The sequence below is a fragment of the Curtobacterium sp. MCLR17_043 genome (genome assembly GCF_003224215.1).
Taxonomy (GTDB): Bacteria; Actinomycetota; Actinomycetes; order Actinomycetales; family Microbacteriaceae; genus Curtobacterium; species Curtobacterium flaccumfaciens.
In genome coordinates this window covers 207,869-228,051 of the sequence record NZ_QKLH01000004.1, presented here as the reverse complement: position 1 = coordinate 228,051, position 20,183 = coordinate 207,869, and the positions used below count along the sequence as shown (strand labels likewise).

At 70.5% G+C, this 20,183-nt stretch carries 14 protein-coding genes; 9 read left to right on the top strand and 5 right to left on the bottom strand.

The features are described from left to right. The first annotated feature begins 27 nt into the window (after positions 1-27). From DEJ03_RS05880 to DEJ03_RS05855, 6 genes are all read left to right on the top strand, one after another. The gene (locus tag DEJ03_RS05880) at positions 28-207 is read left to right on the top strand and encodes an SPOR domain-containing protein (RefSeq protein WP_110863935.1); all 180 of its coding nucleotides are present in this window, start codon (positions 28-30) and stop codon (positions 205-207) included. Between the two features lie 125 nt (positions 208-332). Continuing rightward, entirely contained in the window at positions 333-1,670 is a 1,338-nt protein-coding gene (gene glnA, locus DEJ03_RS05875) for a type I glutamate--ammonia ligase (RefSeq protein WP_027465449.1), read from the top strand. A 36-nt stretch (positions 1,671-1,706) separates the two neighbouring features. Further along, positions 1,707-4,658, top strand: a complete 2,952-nt coding sequence (locus DEJ03_RS05870; protein WP_110863862.1) for a bifunctional [glutamine synthetase] adenylyltransferase/[glutamine synthetase]-adenylyl-L-tyrosine phosphorylase — start codon at positions 1,707-1,709, stop codon at positions 4,656-4,658. 571 nt (positions 4,659-5,229) lie between these two features. Next, positions 5,230-6,816 carry a glycosyltransferase family 2 protein gene (locus tag DEJ03_RS05865; RefSeq protein ID WP_110863861.1) on the top strand — a complete coding sequence of 529 codons (1,587 nt, stop codon included), beginning with the start codon at positions 5,230-5,232 and terminating at the stop codon, positions 6,814-6,816. After that, a complete protein-coding gene (locus DEJ03_RS05860; RefSeq protein WP_110863860.1) occupies positions 6,809-8,395 on the top strand; it encodes a glycosyl hydrolase in 1,587 nt (528 codons plus the stop codon). Before DEJ03_RS05865 ends, DEJ03_RS05860 begins: the two co-directional genes overlap by 8 nt. Continuing rightward, positions 8,392-9,819 carry a UDP-glucose/GDP-mannose dehydrogenase family protein gene (locus tag DEJ03_RS05855; protein WP_110863859.1) on the top strand — a complete coding sequence of 476 codons (1,428 nt, stop codon included), beginning with the start codon at positions 8,392-8,394 and terminating at the stop codon, positions 9,817-9,819. The genes DEJ03_RS05860 and DEJ03_RS05855 overlap by 4 nt, the downstream gene beginning before the upstream one ends. 433 nt (positions 9,820-10,252) lie before the next feature. On the opposite strand, the gene glnA (DEJ03_RS05850) is transcribed toward DEJ03_RS05855, so the two are convergent. After that, on the bottom strand, positions 10,253-11,677 hold the full coding sequence (gene glnA, locus DEJ03_RS05850) for a type I glutamate--ammonia ligase (RefSeq protein WP_027465453.1): 1,425 nt from the start codon (positions 11,675-11,677) through the stop codon (positions 10,253-10,255). A gap of 141 nt (positions 11,678-11,818) precedes the next feature. On the opposite strand from glnA (DEJ03_RS05850), the gene DEJ03_RS05845 reads away from it, so the two are divergent. Beyond that, the gene (locus DEJ03_RS05845) at positions 11,819-12,274 is read left to right on the top strand and encodes an RDD family protein (protein ID WP_071244549.1); all 456 of its coding nucleotides are present in this window, start codon (positions 11,819-11,821) and stop codon (positions 12,272-12,274) included. Positions 12,275-12,772: 498 nt separating this feature from the next. On the opposite strand, the gene DEJ03_RS05840 is transcribed toward DEJ03_RS05845, so the two are convergent. Further along, positions 12,773-13,489, bottom strand: coding sequence for a DUF4191 domain-containing protein (locus DEJ03_RS05840; protein ID WP_027465455.1), 717 nt, complete (start codon positions 13,487-13,489; stop codon positions 12,773-12,775). 128 nt (positions 13,490-13,617) lie between these two features. On the opposite strand from DEJ03_RS05840, the gene DEJ03_RS05835 reads away from it, so the two are divergent. Next, positions 13,618-14,445 (top strand): hypothetical protein, encoded by an 828-nt coding sequence (locus DEJ03_RS05835; protein ID WP_146237658.1) that lies wholly within the window; start codon positions 13,618-13,620, stop codon positions 14,443-14,445. A gap of 82 nt (positions 14,446-14,527) precedes the next feature. On the opposite strand, the gene sucB is transcribed toward DEJ03_RS05835, so the two are convergent. The 3 genes from sucB to DEJ03_RS05820 all read right to left on the bottom strand — a co-directional run bounded on the left by sucB (position 14,528) and on the right by DEJ03_RS05820 (position 19,121). Further along, positions 14,528-16,030 (bottom strand): 2-oxoglutarate dehydrogenase, E2 component, dihydrolipoamide succinyltransferase, encoded by a 1,503-nt coding sequence (gene sucB / locus DEJ03_RS05830; RefSeq protein WP_110863857.1) that lies wholly within the window; start codon positions 16,028-16,030, stop codon positions 14,528-14,530. A 70-nt stretch (positions 16,031-16,100) separates the two neighbouring features. Further along, positions 16,101-17,474 (bottom strand): dihydrolipoyl dehydrogenase, encoded by a 1,374-nt coding sequence (lpdA, locus tag DEJ03_RS05825; protein WP_110863856.1) that lies wholly within the window; start codon positions 17,472-17,474, stop codon positions 16,101-16,103. A 156-nt stretch (positions 17,475-17,630) separates the two neighbouring features. After that, positions 17,631-19,121, bottom strand: a complete 1,491-nt coding sequence (locus DEJ03_RS05820) for a leucyl aminopeptidase (protein ID WP_110863855.1) — start codon at positions 19,119-19,121, stop codon at positions 17,631-17,633. A 76-nt stretch (positions 19,122-19,197) separates the two neighbouring features. On the opposite strand from DEJ03_RS05820, the gene DEJ03_RS05815 reads away from it, so the two are divergent. After that, positions 19,198-20,127 (top strand): proteasome assembly chaperone family protein, encoded by a 930-nt coding sequence (locus tag DEJ03_RS05815; RefSeq protein ID WP_027465460.1) that lies wholly within the window; start codon positions 19,198-19,200, stop codon positions 20,125-20,127. The last annotated feature ends 56 nt before the right edge of the window (positions 20,128-20,183 follow it).

Genomic DNA, 20,183 nt, shown 5'->3' with positions numbered 1-20,183 from the left:
GGCGGTTGCGTGGGTACGGTGGGCGGCATGAGCGAAGAACGCATCGAGTCCCAGTGGTGGTTCAACGACAAGACCGGCCAGGTCGAGCAGGGCCCGCAGTCCCCGCAGCGAGACCGGATCGGCCCGTTCGCGACGCGCGAGGAGGCGCAGCACGCGCTCGACCGCATCGCCGCGAACAACGACAAGTGGGACGCTGAGGACCGCTGAGCACCCCGGCCGGCGCCCCGCCGACGCCCCGGTGACGGCGCGTCGCACGGCCCCGCGCACACCGCCGGACCACTAGCCTGGGACGAGGCCCGCCAGCGGCCACCCGATACACGGAAAGGTCGTGCATGGACAAGCAGACGGACTTCGTGCTCCGCACCATCGAGGAGCGCGGCATCAAGTTCATCCGACTCTGGTTCACGGACGTCATCGGGACGCTGAAGTCGGTGGCGATCGCCCCGGCCGAGGTCGAGGGCGCGTTCGCCGAGGGCATCGGGTTCGACGGCTCCGCGATCGAGGGCCTCACCCGTTCCTACGAGGCCGACGTCCTGGCACACCCGGACCCCTCGACCTTCCAGATCCTGCCGTGGCGCGGCGAGATCGACCCCACCGCGCGGATGTTCTGCGACATCACGACGCCGGACGGGCAGCCCGCCGTGGCCGACCCCCGCAACGTGCTGAAGCGCACCCTGGCGCGTGCGAGCGATCGCGGGTTCACGTTCTACACGCACCCCGAGATCGAGTTCTACCTGCTGAAGAGCCGCGAGTGGAAGGACGGCGGCCCGCAGCCCGTCGACCAGGCCGGCTACTTCGACAACGTCCCCGGCGGCAGCGCGCACGACTTCCGCCGCCGGTCGGTCCGGATGCTCGAGGACCTCGGCATCTCGGTCGAGTTCTCGCACCACGAGGCCGGCCCCGGGCAGAACGAGATCGACCTCCGCTACGCCGACGCACTGACGATGGCGGACAACATCATGACCTTCCGCACCGTGGTGAAGGAAGTGGCGATCGAGCAGGGCGTCTACGCGACGTTCATGCCGAAGCCGATCTCCGGCCAGCCCGGTTCCGGCATGCACACCCACGTCTCGCTGTTCGAGGGTGACCAGAACGCCTTCTACGAGGCCGGCGGCCAGTACCAGCTGTCGCAGACCGCCAAGCACTTCATCGCCGGCGTGCTCAAGCACGCGCCGGAGATCACCGCGGTGACGAACCAGTTCGTCAACTCGTACAAGCGGCTCTGGGGCGGCGACGAGGCCCCGTCCTTCGTCACCTGGGGCCACAACAACCGCTCGGCCCTGGTGCGCGTGCCGCTCTACAAGCCGAACAAGGGCCAGTCTTCGCGCATCGAGTACCGCGGCATCGACTCGGCGGCGAACCCGTACCTGGCGTACTCGCTGCTGCTCGCCGCCGGCCTCAAGGGCATCGAGGAAGAGTACGAGCTCCCCGCCGAGGCCGAGGACAACGTCTGGAGCCTCAGCGACTCGGAGCGCCGGGCCCTGGGCTACAGCCAGCTGCCCGCGAGCCTCGACCACGCGCTGAGCCTCATGGAGGACTCCGAGCTGGTGGCCGAGACCCTCGGCGAGCAGGTGTTCAACTTCGTGCTGCTCAACAAGCGGCAGGAGTGGAAGCGCTACCGCGACCAGGTCACCCCGTTCGAGCTCGACACCAACCTCGGCGCGCTCTAGAACCGAGCGCCCTGACCCCTCGGGAGCACGTTCCACATGACCGGTCGGACGACGACGTCACGTTCGGAGCTGGCCCGTCTGGGGTTCGCCGAGCTGTCGGAGAGCCTCGAGCGGGCTGCCGACCTGGAGGCCCGGTTCGGCCCCGACGTGCCGCTGCCGGTCGCCGGGTCTGCCGCGCTCTGGGGCGGCACCGCTGATCCGGACGGTGCCCTGCGGATGCTCGAGCGGCTGCTCGAGCGCGCGCCGGACGAGCTCCGCCCCGTCCTGACGGACGACGCGGCGACCGAGCGCCTGATCCGCCTGCTCGGCGCCTCGATCGGTCTCGGGGAGTTCCTGCACCGGCGTCCCGCCGAGCTGGCTCTGCTGCTCGAACCGGTCGGCGAACCGTGGTCGCAGGAGCGGTACACGGCGTCGCTGACCGAGGCCGTCGACGGTGCCACGGGTGAGGACGCCCGGATGCGCCTGCGGGTGCGCTACCGCCGGCACCTGGCCCAGATCGCCCTGTTCGACGTGCTGCACGCCGTGCCGACCGATGCCTTCCCGGCCGTCGCGGCGGGACTCGCCGACCTGGCGGGCGCCACCCTCGACGCCGCCGTCGACATCGCCCGGCGCGAGGTGCCGTTCCCGGCGGCCGACGTCGCGGCGACCCCGCTCGCGGTGATCGCAATGGGCAAGGCCGGTGCACGCGAGCTCAACTACGTCAGCGACGTCGACGTCATCTTCGTCACGGAGCCCACCGACGACGTCTCCACCGACCGGGCCGTCCTCGTCTCCACCCGCATCGCGATCGCCGCCATGCACGCGATCACCGACCTCGCCGCCGAACCCGCCCTGTGGGAGGTCGACGCGAACCTCCGGCCCGAGGGCAAGGACGGCGCACTCGTCCGCACCCTCGACTCGCACGTGGCGTACTACGAGCGCTGGGCAAAGGGGTGGGAGTTCCAGGCGCTGCTCAAGGCCCGCCCGATCGCCGGATCCGCCGACCTGGGTGCCCGGTACGCCGAGGCCGTCGCGTCGTTCGTGTGGAACTCGTCCACCCGGCCGGGGTTCGTCGAGTCGGTGCAGCGCATGCGCGAGCGGGTGACCGAGCACATCCCCGACGCCGACGTCGACCGGCAGCTCAAGCTCGGCCCCGGAGGCCTGCGGGACGTCGAGTTCACCGTGCAGCTCCTGCAGCTCGTGCACGGCCGTGACGACCCGTCCGTGCGGGTCCGGTCGACGCTCGAGGCGATGGACGCCCTGACCGACGCCGGGTACGTCGGCCGTGCCGAGGCCGCTCGGTTCGGCCCGGACTACGCGCTGCTCCGGGTGCTCGAGCACCGCATCCAGCTCCGGCGCCTGCAGCGGACGCACCTCATGCCCTCCGACGAAGAGGAGCTGCGGGTGCTCGCCCGGTCGAGCGGCGTCGCGGCGTCGGCGCCGGCGCTCGAGGCCCGCTGGCGCGCCGTGAAGCTCGAGGTCCGCGGGCTGCACGAGCGGCTGTTCTACCGACCGCTGCTGTCCGCGGTGGCCTCCACCGAGGACGAGATCGTCCTGACCAACGACCAGGTCGTCGACCGGCTCGCCGGTGTCGGGTTCGTCGACCCCGCCGGAGCCGTCGGCCACATCCGCGCCCTCACGCAGGGCACGAGCCGACGCGCGGCGATCCAGCGGAACCTGCTCCCGGTGCTCCTGCGCTGGATGGCCGAGGGGCCGGCGCCGGACCGTGCGCTGCTGGCCTTCCGGCGGTTGAGCGACGGGCTGGGGGAGTCGAGCTGGTTCCTCCGCATGCTGCGCGACTCGTCCGGCGCCGCACACTCGCTCACCACCGTGCTGTCCGAGTCGGCGTTCCTGTCCGGGCTGCTCGAGCGGTTCCCCGAGGCGGTCGCCTGGCTCGACGAACCCGAGTCGCTCCTGCGTCCGCGGCCGATCGACTCCCTGCTCGCCGAGATGACCGCGACGACCGCCCGGCACGGCAACGACGTCGACGGCTCCGCGGCCCTGCTCCGGTCGGCCCGACGTCGGGAGACCCTGCGGCTCGGCATGGCCGCCGTGCTCGGCTCCCTCGACGTCGACGGGCTCGGCCCGGCCCTGAGCGACGTCACCGAGGCCACCCTCGCCGGTGCCCTCGCGCTCGCCCGCCGGGACGCGCCCGAGGGCTTCGAGTTCGGCATCATCGCGATGGGCCGGTACGGCGGGCGGGAGCTCGGCTTCGGGTCGGACGCCGACGTGCTGTACGTGTACCGGGCCCCCGACCTGGCGCCCGAGGTCGCGTCCCGGACCGCCCAGACCATCGTGCGCGAGCTCAACCGCCTGACCGAGGACACGATCCACCCGCTCGACCTCGACATCGACCTGCGCCCCGAGGGCAAGAACGGTCCCGTGGTGCGGACGCTCGAGTCCTACGGCGCCTACTACGCCCGCTGGTCGCTCACGTGGGAGGCGCAGGCGCTCCTCCGCGCCCGCGGGGCCGTCGGCGACGCACAGCTCCTGCGTGACTTCGAGCACCTTGCCGACCGCACCCGGTACCCGGAGCGGATCGACGACCACCAGGTGCGTGAAGTCCGCCGCATCAAGGCCCGCGTCGAGTCGGAGCGGCTGCCCCGCGGCGCGGACCCGGCCCGACACCTCAAGCTCGGCCGCGGGTCCCTCAGCGACGTCGAGTGGTTCGTGCAGCTCCTGCAGCTGCAGCACGCGCTCGAGATCCCGTCGCTCCGGACCACGTCGACGCTCGAGGCGCTCGACGCCGCGGTCGACGCCGGACTCGTCGGCGCCGAGGACGGCGAGCGACTCGGGGCCGCCTGGCGCTTCGCGTCGCGCACCCGCAGTGCCCTCGTGCTGTGGTCGGGGAAGACCACCGACGTGCTGCCCGTCGACCGCGTCCAGCTCGAGGGCGTCGCCCGCCTGATGGAGTACCCGCCGGGCTCCGCGAGCCGCCTCGAGGACGACTACCTCGGCGTCACGCGGCGCGCACGACAGGTGTTCGAGCGCGAGTTCTACGGCGCCTGACCCGCCGCCGACGCAGCGCCTGACCTGCCGCCGGCGCAGCACCTGACCCGCCACCGATGCAGCGCCGAGCACCTCGCGACACGCCCGAGCGTCCACGGACGGACCCGACCTGAGCAGCCATCGAAGGTTAATTCTCCGTGTCGCACGACGTCCCCCGACGGCACCCTCTTCGTACCCCTGTTCGAAACGGAGCCCGGTTCGTTACCGGGCCGTGACCGAACTCCCACCGGACCGCCAGGGGACCTTTTCCGACGTCCCCCGACACGCCGCGTGATCACCTGCTGACCTGGGCTTTCCGTCGGACCCGACCCGTGCCTCCAGGCCGCACCTGTCGCCCATCAGGGCGACCCGGCGTCGAGGCGTGGTCCGCAGGAGTGCTGTCAGCACCACGGGGGACCGCTCCGACCGGCCGAGAGGGGGACCGGTGTGTACCCCGTAACGCGCCCGTAACGCCCCCGGACGGGGGCCGCGTTGCGCGCGCGTTCAGGTTCTGCATCAATTGCATCACCCGAACCGGCCCTGATTCCCCGATGAAGCGGAATCTCCACCTCGAACGTTGAAGCAGGGATCAGTGTTCACCTTCATTCTGCAGATCAGGCAGATGGTCGAAGGCCACCCCGAGTTCTACCTGTTCGCCGTGTACTCCGCGGTGATCTGGTTGCTCTGGTTGCTCAAGGTCGTCATCTCCGCCCGCTACCGCCCCTTCACCGGCACCTTCGTCGGTACCACCAGCGTCGTCGTCCCCGTCGTGGACGAACCGCTCGACCTCTTCCGTGACGTCATCGGCCGCATGGTCGAGCAGCAGCCCGGCGAGATCATCGTCGTCATCAACGGTGCCCGCAACGAGGCGCTCGAGGAGGTCTGCGACGAGTTCGCCCCGCTCGTCCGCTGGACCCACACGCCCATCCCGGGCAAGCGCAACGCCGTCAAGGTCGGCACCGAGATGTCCAACGGCGACATCACGGTGCTGGTCGACTCCGACACCGTCTGGACCCCCGGCGCGCTCGAGGAACTCCTCAAGCCGTTCGCCGACGAGTCCGTCGGTGGCGTGACGACCCGGCAGCGCATCCTCGAACCGGAGCGCAGCTGGATCACCCGCTGGGCCGACTGGCTCGAGAACTCGCGGGCGCTCTACTCGATGCCGGCACAGAGTGTCCTCGGGCAGATCGGCTGCCTGCCCGGGCGCACCATCGCGTTCCGCCGGAGCATCCTCATGCGGGTGATGGACCGGTTCATGCACGAGAAGTTCATGGGCGTGTTCCTCGAGGTCTCGGACGACCGGACACTGACGAACCTCACGCTCAAGGAGGGATACCGGACCGTCTACCAGTACACGTCGCTGGTCTACACGGACGCCCCGCTGCAGGTGAAGAAGCTGTTCAAGCAGCAGCTCCGCTGGGCCCGCGGTTCGCAGTACAACACGCTGCGGATGCTGCCGTGGATGCTCGGCCACGCGCCGGTCCTCGCGGCGTTCTTCATCACCGACATCATCCTGCCGTTCATGCTCTTCGGCGTGATCGCCGGCTGGATCTACCGTGCCTTCACCGGCCAGGGCGAGAACCTGTACCAGGGCATCCTGTCGCAGTACGGCTTCTCGACCGGGTTCGTCTACGTCGCGGCGCTCATGGTGATCTCGAGCGTGCTGAGCATGGCGATCCGCCAGATGCGGCACCTGTCCGAGAAGCCGAGCGACTTCTTCCGCCTGCCGATGTTCATCATCGTGTCGACGTTCTTCCTGATGCCGATCCGGCTCATCGGCTTCTTCCGCCTGGCGCACGCCTCCGGCTGGGGGACCCGGGCCGGCGCCTACGCCGGCGGTCCGATGCAGGAGGACCCGGCGGACGCCGTCCAGCCGCTGTCCTCCGCGGCGCAGGTCCCGGTCAGTCCGATCGACGACGAACGTGCCCGGTCGGCCGGGGTCGACCAGGTGGCCGTGGACCGTGCGTTCGACGAGCTCTTCGGCGCCGACGCGGCGACCAACTCCACCACCACCGTCCTCGCCACCCGCCGTGAGGCCGCAGCCGCGGTCGCGCAGCAGGAGGCCCAGCGAGCAGCCGCGCCGGCCCCCGCCCGAGCCCGCCGGTACAACCCGTACGCAGCGATCCCGTACGTGATCGGCATCGCGATCTTCGCCCTGGAGGCGTTCCTCATTGTCTGACTTCATCCGTTCCTCGAGTGCTTGGTGGGCGCAGTCCAGCAAGCACGCCCGCCGGACGGCCATCGGCACGACGGCCATCGTGCTGGCGCTCGGCCTCATCACCTGGTCGGTGTGGATCTCACCCTCCGGCCCCGTCTCGACCGCCGTGCACCAGGCTCTGGGCGTCGAGGCGCCGAAGGCCAAGAAGGTGTCCGCCGCCGAGCTGCAGACGCAGCTCGACGCCGCCCAGGAGCGCATCTGGTCGCTCGAGGGCAAGCTCGACTCCCGCACGGCCCAGGCTGGGTCGCGTGGCGACCAGATCTCGGAACTCAAGGCGCAGATCGCGTCGCTGCAGTCCCAGCTCGGTGCCGCGAAGGACTCGGGAGGCTCGTCCAACGTCAACGCCGCGGGTTCCGGCAGCGGTGGCTCGGGTTCCGGCGGGTCCGGTGCCGGTTCGGCCGGTGCGTCCGGGTCCGGCTCGGGCTCGTCCGACAACGGGTCCGGCAGCGGCTCCGGTTCCGGCAACGGATCCGGGTCCGGCTCTGGTTCCGGCAACGGCGGTGGCTCGAAGCCGAACCCCGGTCCCTCGACCGACCCGGGTTCCACCCCGGTCGTCACGCCGACCAAGGCCGAGATCCTCGGTCAGCAGTCGCGCTGGTACGGCCTGTACACCGCGCAGTCCCCGTTCAACTGGGCCGAGTACGACGAGGTCTCCCGTCAGGTCGGTACCGCGTCCAACATGACCGGCTTCTTCCAGGGCTTCGACCAGGAGTTCAACGCCCCCGCGGTGCAGCGCTCCTGGGCCAACGGCCGTGTCCCGCTCATGACGTGGGAGACGGTGCCGGCACAGACCGGCAACGACCAGAAGTACGTCCCCGGGTACACCAACGACGACATCTCCGGTGGATCGTTCGACGCCTACCTGACGAAGTACGCCAAGGCGCTGGCGGCCAACGGGCAGCCGATGGTCATCCGTCTCGACCACGAGATGAACGGCTCCTGGTACAACTGGTCCGAGGGTGACGCCCAGAAGAACCCGGCCGGCTCCTACAAGAAGATGTGGCAGCACGTGCACGACGTCTTCCAGGCGAACGGCGCGAACAAGTACGTCATCTGGGACTGGTCCCCGAGCCGCATCGACAAGCTCGGCAACCCGAAGTACCAGACGCTCGACTACATGCAGCAGTACTACCCGGGTGCGGACTACGTGGACTGGGTCGGCATGAGCGGCTACTACCGCGACGCCACCGAGCAGCCGACGTTCGGCACGACCTTCGGAGCGACGCTCACGCAGCTCCGCCAGATCGCGCCGGGCAAGGGCATCATGCTCAACGAGATCGGGGCGACCGAGACCGGCACGAGTGTCGCGAACCCGCAGAAGACGCAGTGGATCAACTCGCTCTTCGATGCGCTGGCGGACCCCGCCAACAAGGACATCGTCGGCTTCGCGTACTTCAGCGAGACCGCGACCACCATCATCGACGGCAAGCGCACCACGAACGACTGGCGTCTCAACTCCCGTGCCGATTCCCTCAAGGCCTTCGCCGAGGGCATCAAGCGCAACGACATCGACTACGACCTGCAGGAGGTCACGCAATGAGCGAGTCCAAGAAGTCGACCGCATCGGCCGACACCCGCCCCGCACCCGTCATCAGCGTCATCGGCACCGGCTACCTCGGCGCCACCCACGCGGCCGCCATGGCCGAGATGGGCTTCGAGACCATCGGTGTCGACATCGACCCGTCGAAGCTCGCCGCACTGTCCGCCGGTGAGGTCCCGTTCTTCGAGCCCGGTCTGCCCGAGCTCATCACGAAGCACGTCGCCAGCGGCAAGCTCCGCTTCACCTCCGACATCGCCTCGGCCGTCGCCGCTGCGGACGTCCACTTCGTGTGCGTCGGCACCCCGCAGAAGGCCGGGTCGCACGCCGCGAACCTGGCCTACGTCGAGAGCGCCACCCGTGGCGTCGCCGAGAACCTCACCCACCCGGGCCTCATCGTCGGCAAGTCGACGGTCCCGGTCGGCACGGCAGCGCGGCTCCGCGGCATCGTCCGCGAGTTCACCCCCGCCGGCATCGACGCGGAACTCATCTGGAACCCCGAGTTCCTGCGTGAGGGCAAGGCCGTCGAGGACACCCTGCACCCGGACCGTCTGGTCTGGGGTGGAGCCTCCGAGGCCGCCGACGCCGTGATCCGCGAGGTCTACGCCGCACCGATCAGCGAGGGCACCCCGGTCATCACCACCGACCTCGCCACCGCGGAGCTCGTCAAGGTGAGCGCCAACGCGTTCCTCGCCACGAAGATCTCGTTCATCAACGCGATCTCCGAGATGTGCGCCATCACCGGCGCCGACGTCTCCACGCTCGCCGACGCCCTCGGCCACGACGCCCGCATCGGCCGGAAGTTCCTGAACGCCGGCCTCGGCTTCGGCGGCGGCTGCCTGCCGAAGGACATCCGGGCGCTCATGTACCGCGCGAACGAGATCGGCGCGGGCCAGGTCGTCGGCCTCATGCAGCAGGTCGACGAGATCAACATGGGGCAGCGCCAGCGGGTCATCGACATGGCGATCGACTCGGCCGGGGGATCGGTGCTCAACCGTCGCGTGGCCGTCATCGGTGCCGCGTTCAAGCCCCTGACCGACGACGTCCGGGACTCCCCGGCGCTCAACGTCGCCGCCGCGCTGCACCTCCGCGGCGCCCAGGTGACGCTCTGGGACCCGGAGGCGATGGAGCCCGCGAAGCGCTCGTTCCCGACGCTGAGCTACGCCGCGTCGATGGCGGACGCGATCGAGGGCGCCGACGTCGTCCTCGTGCTCACCGAGTGGGACGACATCATCACCGCCGACCCGGTCGCCCTCGGTGACCTCGTCGGGCGCCGCGTCGTCATCGACGCGCGCAACTGCCTCCCGGTCCTCGACTGGGTGAAAGCGGGGTGGACCGTCCGTTCCCTGGGACGTCCCACGCCGGTCACGGGTGCACCCGTGAGCGTCGCAGCGGGGACGAACGACGCGTTGGCCACGAGCCGCTAGTCACCGTTCGCGAGACGGGGTCCGTGCCGGGCGGCGCGGGCCCCGTTCCCGTGTGCCCGGGGCCTGGTCTGTCCGGGCGGTTCCGGGCGTACCGGGTCGAATCGGGCGTGCCTGGTCGGGAGTTCTGACCAGGTACGCCCGATTCCGCTTTCCAGTCCGGCTGCGATGGGAAGTAACGTGCGTCGCGACCGCCTGGAGGCCCGACACCCGCCCGCCGGACCGACACCGGGCCTCCAGGCGGTCGCGTCAGCACCCCGCGCGCACGGTGGCAGCGTCCTCGCGCGAAAGCGACAGAATCCCGCGGAACGTTCTCGGCGTTCTGTCGCTCTCGCGGGTGCCAGCGCCCTGGCCGTCAGCGCACTGTCGCTTTGGCATACACACGAAGGGCCCCGCACCTGACGGTGCGGGGCCCTTCGTGTGGTGTCAGCGAGACTCAGACGCCGAAGTACAGCTCGTACTCGAACGGGTGCGGGCGCTGGGCCAGCGGGAGGATCTCGTTCTCACGCTTGTAGTCGATCCAGGTCTGGATGAGGTCCTCGGTGAAGACGTTGCCCTTCGTGAGGAACTCGTGGTCCGCCTCGAGCGCGTCGAGCGCTTCGTCGAGGGAGCCGGGGACCTGGGGGATGCCCTTGGCTTCCTCGGGCGGGAGCTCGTAGAGGTCCTTGTCGACCGGCTCGTGCGGCTCGATGCGGTTCTGGATGCCGTCGAGGCCCGCCATCAGCTGCGCGGCGAAGGCGAGGTACGGGTTGCCGGAGGCGTCGGGCGCGCGGAACTCGATGCGCTTGGCCTTCGGGTTGGTGCCCGTGATCGGGATGCGGATCGCCGCCGAGCGGTTGCCGGCCGAGTAGACCAGGTTGACCGGAGCCTCGAAGCCCTTGACCAGACGGTGGTACGAGTTGATCGACGGGTTGGTGAACGCGAGCAGCGCCGAGGCGTGCTTCAGGATGCCGCCGATGTACCAGCGGGCGAGGTCCGACAGGCCGCCGTAGCCGTTCTCGTCGTAGAAGAGCGGCTTGCCGTCCGACCAGAGCGACTGGTGGGTGTGCATGCCCGAGCCGTTGTCGCCGAAGAGCGGCTTCGGCATGAACGTGGCGACCTTGCCCCACTGGTCGGCCGTGTTCTTGACGATGTACTTGAACTTCAGGATGTCGTCCGCGGCGTGGACCATCGTGTCGAACTTGTAGTTGATCTCCTGCTGGCCGCCGGTGCCCACCTCGTGGTGCGAGCGCTCGAGCTCGAAGCCCGCGTCGATCAGCTTGAGGGTGATGTCGTCGCGCAGGTCGGCGGTCTTGTCGACCGGCGACACGGGGAAGTAGCCGCCCTTGTACGGGGTCTTGTTGGCGAGGTTGCCGCCCTCTTCGTCACGACCGGTGTTCCAGGCGCCCTCTTCGGAGTCGACCGCGTAGAAGGACTCGTTCTGCGTGACCGAGTAGCGGACGTCGTCGAAGATGTAGAACTCGGCCTCGGGGGCGAAGAACGCGGTGTCCGCGATGCCCGTCGACGCGAGGTACTTCTCGGCCTTCTTCGCCACCTGGCGCGGGTCGCGGCCGTAGATCTCGCCGTTCCGCGGGTTGTAGATGTCGAAGATCATGATGAGCGTGCGCTCGGCGCGGAACTGGTCGACGTACGCCGTGGTGACATCGGGGATCAGCTGCATGTCGGACTCGTGGATCGACGCGAAGCCGCGGATGGAGGAGCCGTCGAACAGCTGGCCGACCGAGAAGAAGTCCTCGTCGACGGTGGATGCCGGGATGTTGAAGTGCTGCTGCACACCGGGCAGGTCCGTGAAGCGGATGTCGAGGAACTTGACGTCGGTGTCCTTGATGAAGGCCAGGACCTCGGAGGAATCGCTGAACATGGGGCCGATCTCCAATGGGTTGGGTGATGTCGGAGGCACCGGTCAAGGCACCTCCGACGAGGCTATTGACACGGGGTTTCCCGGACATGACTGGTTTGTTTCGGGCGTGTTACGCCCGGGCCGTCGCCTACGCTGGGGACCATGGCCCGCAGCACTCCCAGTCCGTCCGCGCCCTCCGAGCACCCGGACGGATGGCCGGGCAAGGACCTCGGTCTGCCCGAGTCCGGGCCCCGGAGTGTCGGGCGGATCGGTCGGCGGGTCGTCGCGCTCCTCATCGACGGCGCACTTGCTGACCTGGTCGCCTACGTCACCGGGGTGTGGTCGCCGGTGAACGGTTCGGGCGACATCGCGCACTCCTGGGTCCAGATCGCCATCTTCGCCGTGCTGCAGATCGTGTTCATCTGCCTGCTGTCCGGGTCGTTCGGGCACATCTGCGTCGGACTGCGGGTCGTCCCGATGCGCGGGGGCTACGTGGGGGTGTGGCGGCCGATCCTCCGGACGGTGCTGCTCTGCCTGGTGGTCCCGGCGCTCATCATCGACCGCGACAGCCGGGGTGCGCACGACCGCATCGCGGGGACGGTGCTCGTCCGCCGCTGAGCCGGGGCCGGCCGAGGGTGCGGGGCGCGCACCGTGGCTGTCGTCCGCGCCCTCGCACCGTGCGAGGTCGCGAGCCGGGTTTCCGCCGCTGGCCCTCGCACCGTGCGAGGTTGCTCATCGGGTGCGAGTTTGCCCGTCCCGTGCGCCGTCGGAGTCTCGCACCGAGCCGACAACCTCGCACGGTTCAGGGCCGGTGCCGCGCCCTCGCACCGTGCAAGGTTGCGCGCCGGGCCTCCGTCGATCGCCCTCGCACCGTGCGAGGTTGCGCGCCGGGCCTTCGTTGATCGCCCTCGCACCGTGCGAGGTTGCTCACCGGGTGCGAGCATGCCCGTCCCGTGCGCCGTCGGAGTCCCGCACCGAGCTGGCAACCTCGCACGGTTCAGCGAAGGTCGAACGGTGCGGGCCTCGCGAACACCTCCAGCCCCCCGCGGCCTCAACACACGAGAACGCCCCCGACCAGATCTGGTCGGGGGCGTTCTCGTGTGCGGAGGGCTTCGGTCAGCGCGGCCGTCCGGCGCGAGCCCGCATCGGGTCCATGCCCTTCGGGATCGAGGCCGCAGGGCTCTGCGTCAGCGAGTCGAGACGGTTCGCGACCGCCAGGACCTCGTTGCGGTTGAGCGACTTCTTGAGCTTGTTCATGGCACGGGGCAGCTTGTGCAGCGTCAGGCTCTCACCGGTGCCGTCACCCACGTGCAGCACGTGCACGGCGACGTTCGGGACGATGCGCTGCACCTTGCGGCGCTCCTCGTCGACCTGGCGGTTGAGGTTGCCACGCTGGCCCTCGGTGATCAGGACGACGCCCGGGCGACCCACGGCGCGGTAGACCGCTGCCTGCGAGCGACCGTGCACCGCGACCGGCATCTCGCTCGAGCGCCACTGGCGACGGAGCGAGTTCGACAGCACGGCACCGACGGCGCCGGGCTGGCCTTCGATCTGCGAGTACGCGGCGCGTTCGGCCAGACGGCCGAGCACGATGAGGAAGAGCAGCACACCGAGCAGCACACCGGCGACGATCCACAGGACGATCGCGAGCCAGTTCTGCCCCGGCAGGAGCAGCGCCAGCAGGACACCGAGGACAACCGGACCGACGAAGGCGAGGGCGAACCACCAGACCGACGACGGGTCGGCCTTTCGGGTCATCTGGAAGACCTGGAACATCTGCTTGAGACGCCCCGGCTCCTTCGCCTTCTTGTCTGTGGAAGAGCTGCGTGCCATGCGAACAGGATACGGCCTCCGTGCGGCGGGGGAGACCGTCGCGTGTCCGGCTGTGCGCGAACACGTCTTGTCCACAGGTGGTGCGGGAGAGCCTGGAGGCCCGCCGCGCCACCGCCACGCTGGTCACCATGGAGACGAGCACCGACGACCACCCGGATCGCTGGATCGCGACCGGCAACGAGCACGACGTGCTCACCTGGGTCGCCGACCGCTCCGCGGCCATCGAGCGGCACCTCGTCCCGGTGGCCGCGGTCGGCCGGACCGCGACAGGGCATCTCGTGGTCGACCTCGACCGGCCGACCGGCACACCGCTCGTGGCGGCGCTCGACCGGCTCGGCACCCCGACCACCGGCGTCGCGGTGACCCTGACGGTCCCGCTCCTGGAGCTCCTGGTGGCGGTGCACGACGGCGCGGTCCTGCTCGGTACAGCCGGCATCGACGACGTGCTGGTGGACGACTCCGGTGCCGTCGTGCTCTGCGACCGCCCGACGAACGCGGCGAGCCCGGCGAGCCCGACGAACCCGACGAACCAAACCAACGCGAGGACCCCGACGCGCACCGTGCACTCGACCGACGCGACCCGGACCCTCGTGCTCGCAGCCCGGACGGTGTGGGACCGCGTCGACCCGGCCGATCCCGCTCAGCAACCGGTGCTCGACGCGCTGCAGGACGCCCTCGACGGTGACGGACCGAGCGCACGAACGGCACTCGACGTCGTCCACGGCACCGCCGCGCCCCGGCCGTTCCGCTGGACCCCTGTGCCGAGCGACCTCGTGTTCGCCGAACCGCCGACATCGGACGGGCAGGACGGACTGCTCGAGCGCCTTCGGGACGTGGTCGAGCACGGCGTCCCGCTCGGAGCCGACCGACGGCTCCCGCTCCGCCGCGTGCTCGTAGGGCTCGTCGTCGCCGTCGGGTCGGTGGTCGCCGCCCTGACCCTGCTCGGCGGCGGGTGACGCCGAACCCGCCCGTGAACGGGAACGGGGACGGCCCCGGCTCCCACGAGGGGAACCGGGGCCGTCGGCCGTGCTGCTGGGATCAGTACCCGAGGTTCGGGGCGAAGTTGCCCTCTTCGAGACGGTTCTTCACCGCGACGAGGTACCGCGAGGCATCCGCACCGTCGATGATCCGGTGGTCGTACGACAGCGCCAGGTAGACGAACGAGCGGATGGCGATGGCCTCCTGGCCGTCGACCTTCACGACCGCCGGACGCTTCGTGACGATGCCGGTGCCGAGGATCGCCGACTGCGGCAGGAACACCACGGGGGTGTCGAACAGCGCGCCACGCGAACCGGTGTTGGTCAGCGTGAACGTGCCGCCGGCCAGCTCGTCGGGCTTGAGCTGGTTGTTCCGGGTGCGCTCGGCGAGGTCCGCGATGGACTTCGAGAACTGCGCCAGGTCCAGCGAGGCCGCGTCCTTGATGACCGGGGTCAGCAGGCCGCGCTCGGTGTCCACCGCGATGGAGACGTTCTCGGACTCCGGGTAGACGATCTCGTCGCCCTCGACCGTGGAGTTGATCTTCGGGTGGGCCTTCAGCGCCTCGGACGCCGCGAGGGCGAAGAAGGGCATGAAGGAGAGCTTCGAGCCGGTCTTCTCGAGGAACTCCGCCTTGTGCGCGTCGCGGAACTGCGCCACCTTCGTGACGTCGACCTCGACGACGCTCGTGAGCTGTGCGGTCGAGGTCATCGACTGCACGGCACGCTCGGCGACGACCTTGCGCAGGCGGGTCATCTTCTCGCGGGTCCCGCGCAGCGGCGATACCTCGGCGACGAACGGGCCGGACGCGGCGGCGGGTGCTGCTGCTGCCGAGGCGGCCGGGGCCTTCGCGGCGGCGGCGAGGACGTCCTCCTTGCGGATGCGCCCCCCGACACCGGAGCCGGTGACCGTGGACAGGTCCACACCCTGCTCGTTGGCGAGCTTGCGCACCAGCGGGGTGACGTAGCCGGAGGCTGCGCCGTCCTGCGTGGGGTTCGACACCGCTGCGGCGGCCGTGGTGCTCGGCGCGGACGCCGGAGCCGGAGCGGCCTGGGCCGGCACGGCTGCCGGCGGAGCGGCTGCGGGCGGCGGGACCGGAGCGGCGGCCGGGACCGGCGCTGCCGCGGGCGGGGCGGACGGTGCCTGCGGGGCGGCGGGCTGCGTCTGTCCGGCGGGGGCCGGCTCGGGCTCGGTGGGCTCGGGCGCGGGGGTCTCGGCCTCCTGCTCCGTGCTCGGAGCGGCCTCGGGCTCCTCGGCGTCGGCAGCGGCGGCGTTCGCGTCGTCGGCGCCGGAGTCGGACGAGTCCGAACCGCCGTCGGACGAGCCGGAGCCGTCACCGATCTTCACGAGGGCGGTGCCGACCTCGACGGTCTCGTCCTCGGGAACGAGGATCTCCTCGACGACGCCGGCGATCGGCGACGGGATCTCGGTGTCGACCTTGTCGGTCGAGACCTCGAGCAGCGGCTCGTCGACCTCGACCCGGTCACCGACGTTCTTCAGCCATCGGGTCACCGTGCCCTCGGTGACGCTCTCGCCGAGCGCCGGGAGGTTGACGGATTCGCTCATCGGGTGGACTCCTCTTCGCGGGGGATTGCAGTGGTTGTTGATGTCATTGTCACAGTGCGGCCGGTGCCGGTCACAGCGCGTGCAGCGGCTTGCCCGCGAGGTGCAGGAACGCCTCGCCGAGGGCTTCGTTCTGGGTCGGGTGACCGTGCACCAGGGGAGCGATGTCCTCCGGGTAGGCCTCCCAGTTCACGGCGAGCTGGGCTTCGCCGATGAGCTCGCCGACGCGGGCACCGATCATGCTGACCCCGACGACGGGGCCGTCCACGACGCGCACGACCTTGACGGAGCCGGAGGTCCCGATGATGTGGCTCTTGCCGTTGCCGGCCAGGTTGTACTCGTACGAGTCGACCTTGTCGGCGCCGTACTGCTCCTCGGCCTTGGCCTGCGAGAGCCCGACCGAAGCGACCTCGGGGTCGGAGTAGGTGATCTTCGGGATGTTCTTGTCCTCGATGACCACCGGGTTGAGGCCGGCGATCTCCTCGGCGACGAAGATGCCCTGCTGGAAGCCGCGGTGCGCGAGCTGCAGGCCGGGGACGATGTCGCCGACGGCGTAGACGTTCGGGATGTTCGTGGCGAGACGCTCGTTCGTGGTGACGAACCCGCGGTCCATCGCCACGCCGACCTCGTCGTAGCCGACGTTCTGCGTGACCGGGCCACGGCCGACGGCGACGAGCAGGACGTCACCGTCGAAGGTCTTGCCGTCCTCCAGCGTGACGACGACGCCGTTCTCGTGCTGCTCGACGCCCTGGAACCGGACACCGAGCGAGAACTCGATGCCGCGCTTGCGGAACGCACGCTCGAGCTGCTTCGACATCGACTCATCCTCGGCGGGGACCAGGTGCGGCAGGCCCTCGACGATGGTGACCTCGGCCCCGAAGGACTTCCAGACGCTGGCGAACTCGACGCCGATGACGCCGCCGCCCAGGATGACGACCTTGTTCGGGACGTAGTCCATGCGGAGCGCGGTCTCGCTGGTGATCACGCGGCCGCCGATCTCGAGCCCGGGCAGGGACTTCGAGTAGGAGCCGGTCGCGAGCACGATGTTCTTGCCGGTGACGGTCTGGTCGCCGACCTGCACGGTGTTCTGCGAGGTCAAACGACCCCAGCCCTCGACCACGGTGATGCCGCGGGCCTTGATCAGGCCCTGCAGGCCCTTGTACTTGGAGTTGATGACGCCCTGCTGGTAGTCGATGACCTTGGGCACGTCGACACCGGCGAACTCCGCGATCACGCCGTACTTCTCGGCGTCACGCGTGCCGTCGGCGATCTCCGCGGCGTGCAGCAGCGCCTTGGTCGGGATGCAGCCGCGGTGCAGGCACGTCCCTCCGAGCTTGTCGCCCTCGATGAGCGCGACGCTCATGCCGACTTCGGCGGCCCGGAGCGCAGCGGCGTACCCACCACTCCCGCCACCGAGGACAACGACGTCGTAAGTCTGTTCCGTCACCTGGTGCAACTCCCTCGTGCGTGTCGGGCCGATCGGGCCCTACGTGGACACCGCGGAGGGCGGCGTCCGACGGTCGGACCGCGTGGTTCCGGTCCCGTCCCGTGCAGTACCGGTGGGAGGCGCGTCGGTGCGCCGTTCCCACCGGTACCAAACCTACTACTCGGACTGGAGGTCTTCTGCGAGAGCGATGAGCGTCCGGACCATCACGCCCGTCGCACCCTTGCCCAACCAGGCGTACCCGCCGCCCTTGTTCTCCGACGGACCAGCGATGTCGAGGTGCGCCCAGGGGACACCCTCGCCGGCGAAGCGCTCGAGGAACTTGCCCGCGAGCAGCATGCCGCCGGCCGGGTTGCCGACCGTGGCGTTGACGATGTCGGCGACGTCGCTGGACAGCCGGGCCTCGAGCTCCTCGGGCAGCGGCATCGGCCAGATCGGCTCCGCGACGCCCTCGGCGACGGCACGGACCTTCGCGACGAGGTCGTCGCTGCCCATCAGGCCGGTGGTGCGGTCGCCGAGCGCGACGACCTGGGCGCCGGTCAGCGTGGCGACGTCGACGAGCGCGTCGGGCTCCTCGAGCGACGCGGCGGCCATCCCGTCGCCGAGCACCAGGCGGCCCTCGGCGTCGGTGTTCGTGACCTCGACCGTGGTGCCGTTCTTCAGCGTCAGGACGTCGCCCGGGCGGGTCGCGGTGCCGGAGGGCATGTTCTCGGCGAGGGCGAGCCACGCGGTCACGCGCACGTTCAGCCCCAGGCGGGCGGCGGCGACGGTCGCGGCGAGCACCGTGGCGGCACCGGTCATGTCGGTCTTCATGCCGAGCATCGACGCCGCGGGCTTGAGCGAGAGGCCGCCCGAGTCGAAGGTGATGCCCTTGCCCACGAGGGCGAGGTGCTTCGTGGCGGAGTCCGGCGCGTACCGGACGACGACCAGGCGCGGGGGACGCGCCGAACCGCGGCCGACACCGAGGATGCCGCCGAAGCCCTGCTCCTCGAGCGCCTGCTCGTCGAGGACCTCGACGGTGAGCGGCAGGTCCGAGGCGAACCCGGTCGCGACGTCGGCGACGTCCTGCGGCCCGAGGTCGCCCGCGGCGGTGTTCACGAGGTCGCGCACGAGCGACGCGGCGTCGGCGACGATCGCGGGGCGCACGGCGGCGTCGGCTGCGACGTCGGCGGGGGCGACGACCTCGATGCGCTGGTCACCGCGGGCCGGGGCCTTGGTGCCGGTGCCCTTGTGCCGGGTGAAGGCGTACGCGCCGAGCGCCGCGCCCTCGAGGGCGGCGTCGACGAGCTCGGCCGAGTCCGTGGGCAGGGCGAGCGTGATCGAGTCGACCCGGGGGAGCTGTCGCACGGCGCTGCCGGCCGCAGCGCGGATCGCCGCGGCGCCCGTGGCGGAGCCGAGGCCGATCAGCGCGACCGACTTCGCACCGACGCCGGTGGCCGGCAGCCGGACGAGCTGGTCCTTCGCGCCGGTGACCCCGATCGCGGCGAGGTCGAGGCCGGCGAGGGCATCGAGCGTGCCGAGGGCAGTGGGAGCGAGCACAGCGGTGCTGTCGGCCTCGCCGGACGAGCCCGGGCGGACCCCGACGACGAGCACGTCGGCGGTGGTGGTCTCGGGGGGTGAACTGGTGGTGGAGAGCGTCGGTCGGACCATGCTCCAACCCTACCGACGGCCTGTTCGCTGTCGGCGTGGTCGTCGCGCACCGGGGACGTCGGAGGCCCCGCCTAGCATGGGGACGGTGAACCACCCCGAGGAGCTCTACACGTTCGACGCGGACGCCCCGACCGTGCCAGCAGGGTTGCACCTGATCGCCGGGCTGACCGGCTTCGCCGATGCCGGATCGGCCGTCGCGCAGGTGACGAACTCGATCCTCGAGGACCTCGACACCGAACTCGTCGCCGAGTTCGACCCGGACGTGCTGCTCGACTGGCGGGCCCGTCGGCCGGTCATCACCTTCGAGCACGACCACATCAGCGCCGTCGAGCCGCCCCGTCTGGCCCTGCACCTGGTGCGCGACGAGATCGGCCAGCCGTTCCTGTTCCTGTCGGGCTACGAGCCGGACTTCCAGTGGAACCGCTTCGTCCGCGCGGTCACCGGGCTCGCCGCCGACCTGCAGGTGGCCGACACCACGTGGGTGCAGTCCATCCCGATGCCGGTCCCGCACACCCGTCCGATCAGCCTGACCGTCTCCGGCACCCGGGCCGACCTCGTCGAGCAGATGAGCGTCTGGAAGCCCGAGACCCAGGCGCCGGCGAACGTCCTGCACCTGGTCGAGCACCGCCTCGCCGAGACGGGTGCCCAGGTCACCGGGCTCGTGCTGCTCGTGCCGCACTACCTGTCCGACACCGAGTTCCCCGACGCCGCCGTCGCAGCGCTGTCCGGCATCGCCGCCGCGACCGGGCTCATCTTCCCGACCGACGCCCTGCGGGAGTCGGGTCGCGAGTTCCTCACCCGCGTCGAGGAGCAGGTGGCCGGCAACCCCGAGCTGCAGCGCCTGGTCTCCGTGCTCGAGGAGCGGCACGACACGTACATGGAGGGCAACCCCGTCGCGTCGCCGCTCACCGGCGTCGACGGCGAGGTGCCGACCGCCGACGCGATCGCGGCCGAGCTCGAGCGCTTCCTCGCCGACCGGCGCACCCAGGGCGACGCGACCGACTGACCGTCGCGGGATCCGGACGTCCCCACAGGGCGGCCTGGAGGCCCGTGGCGGCCCCG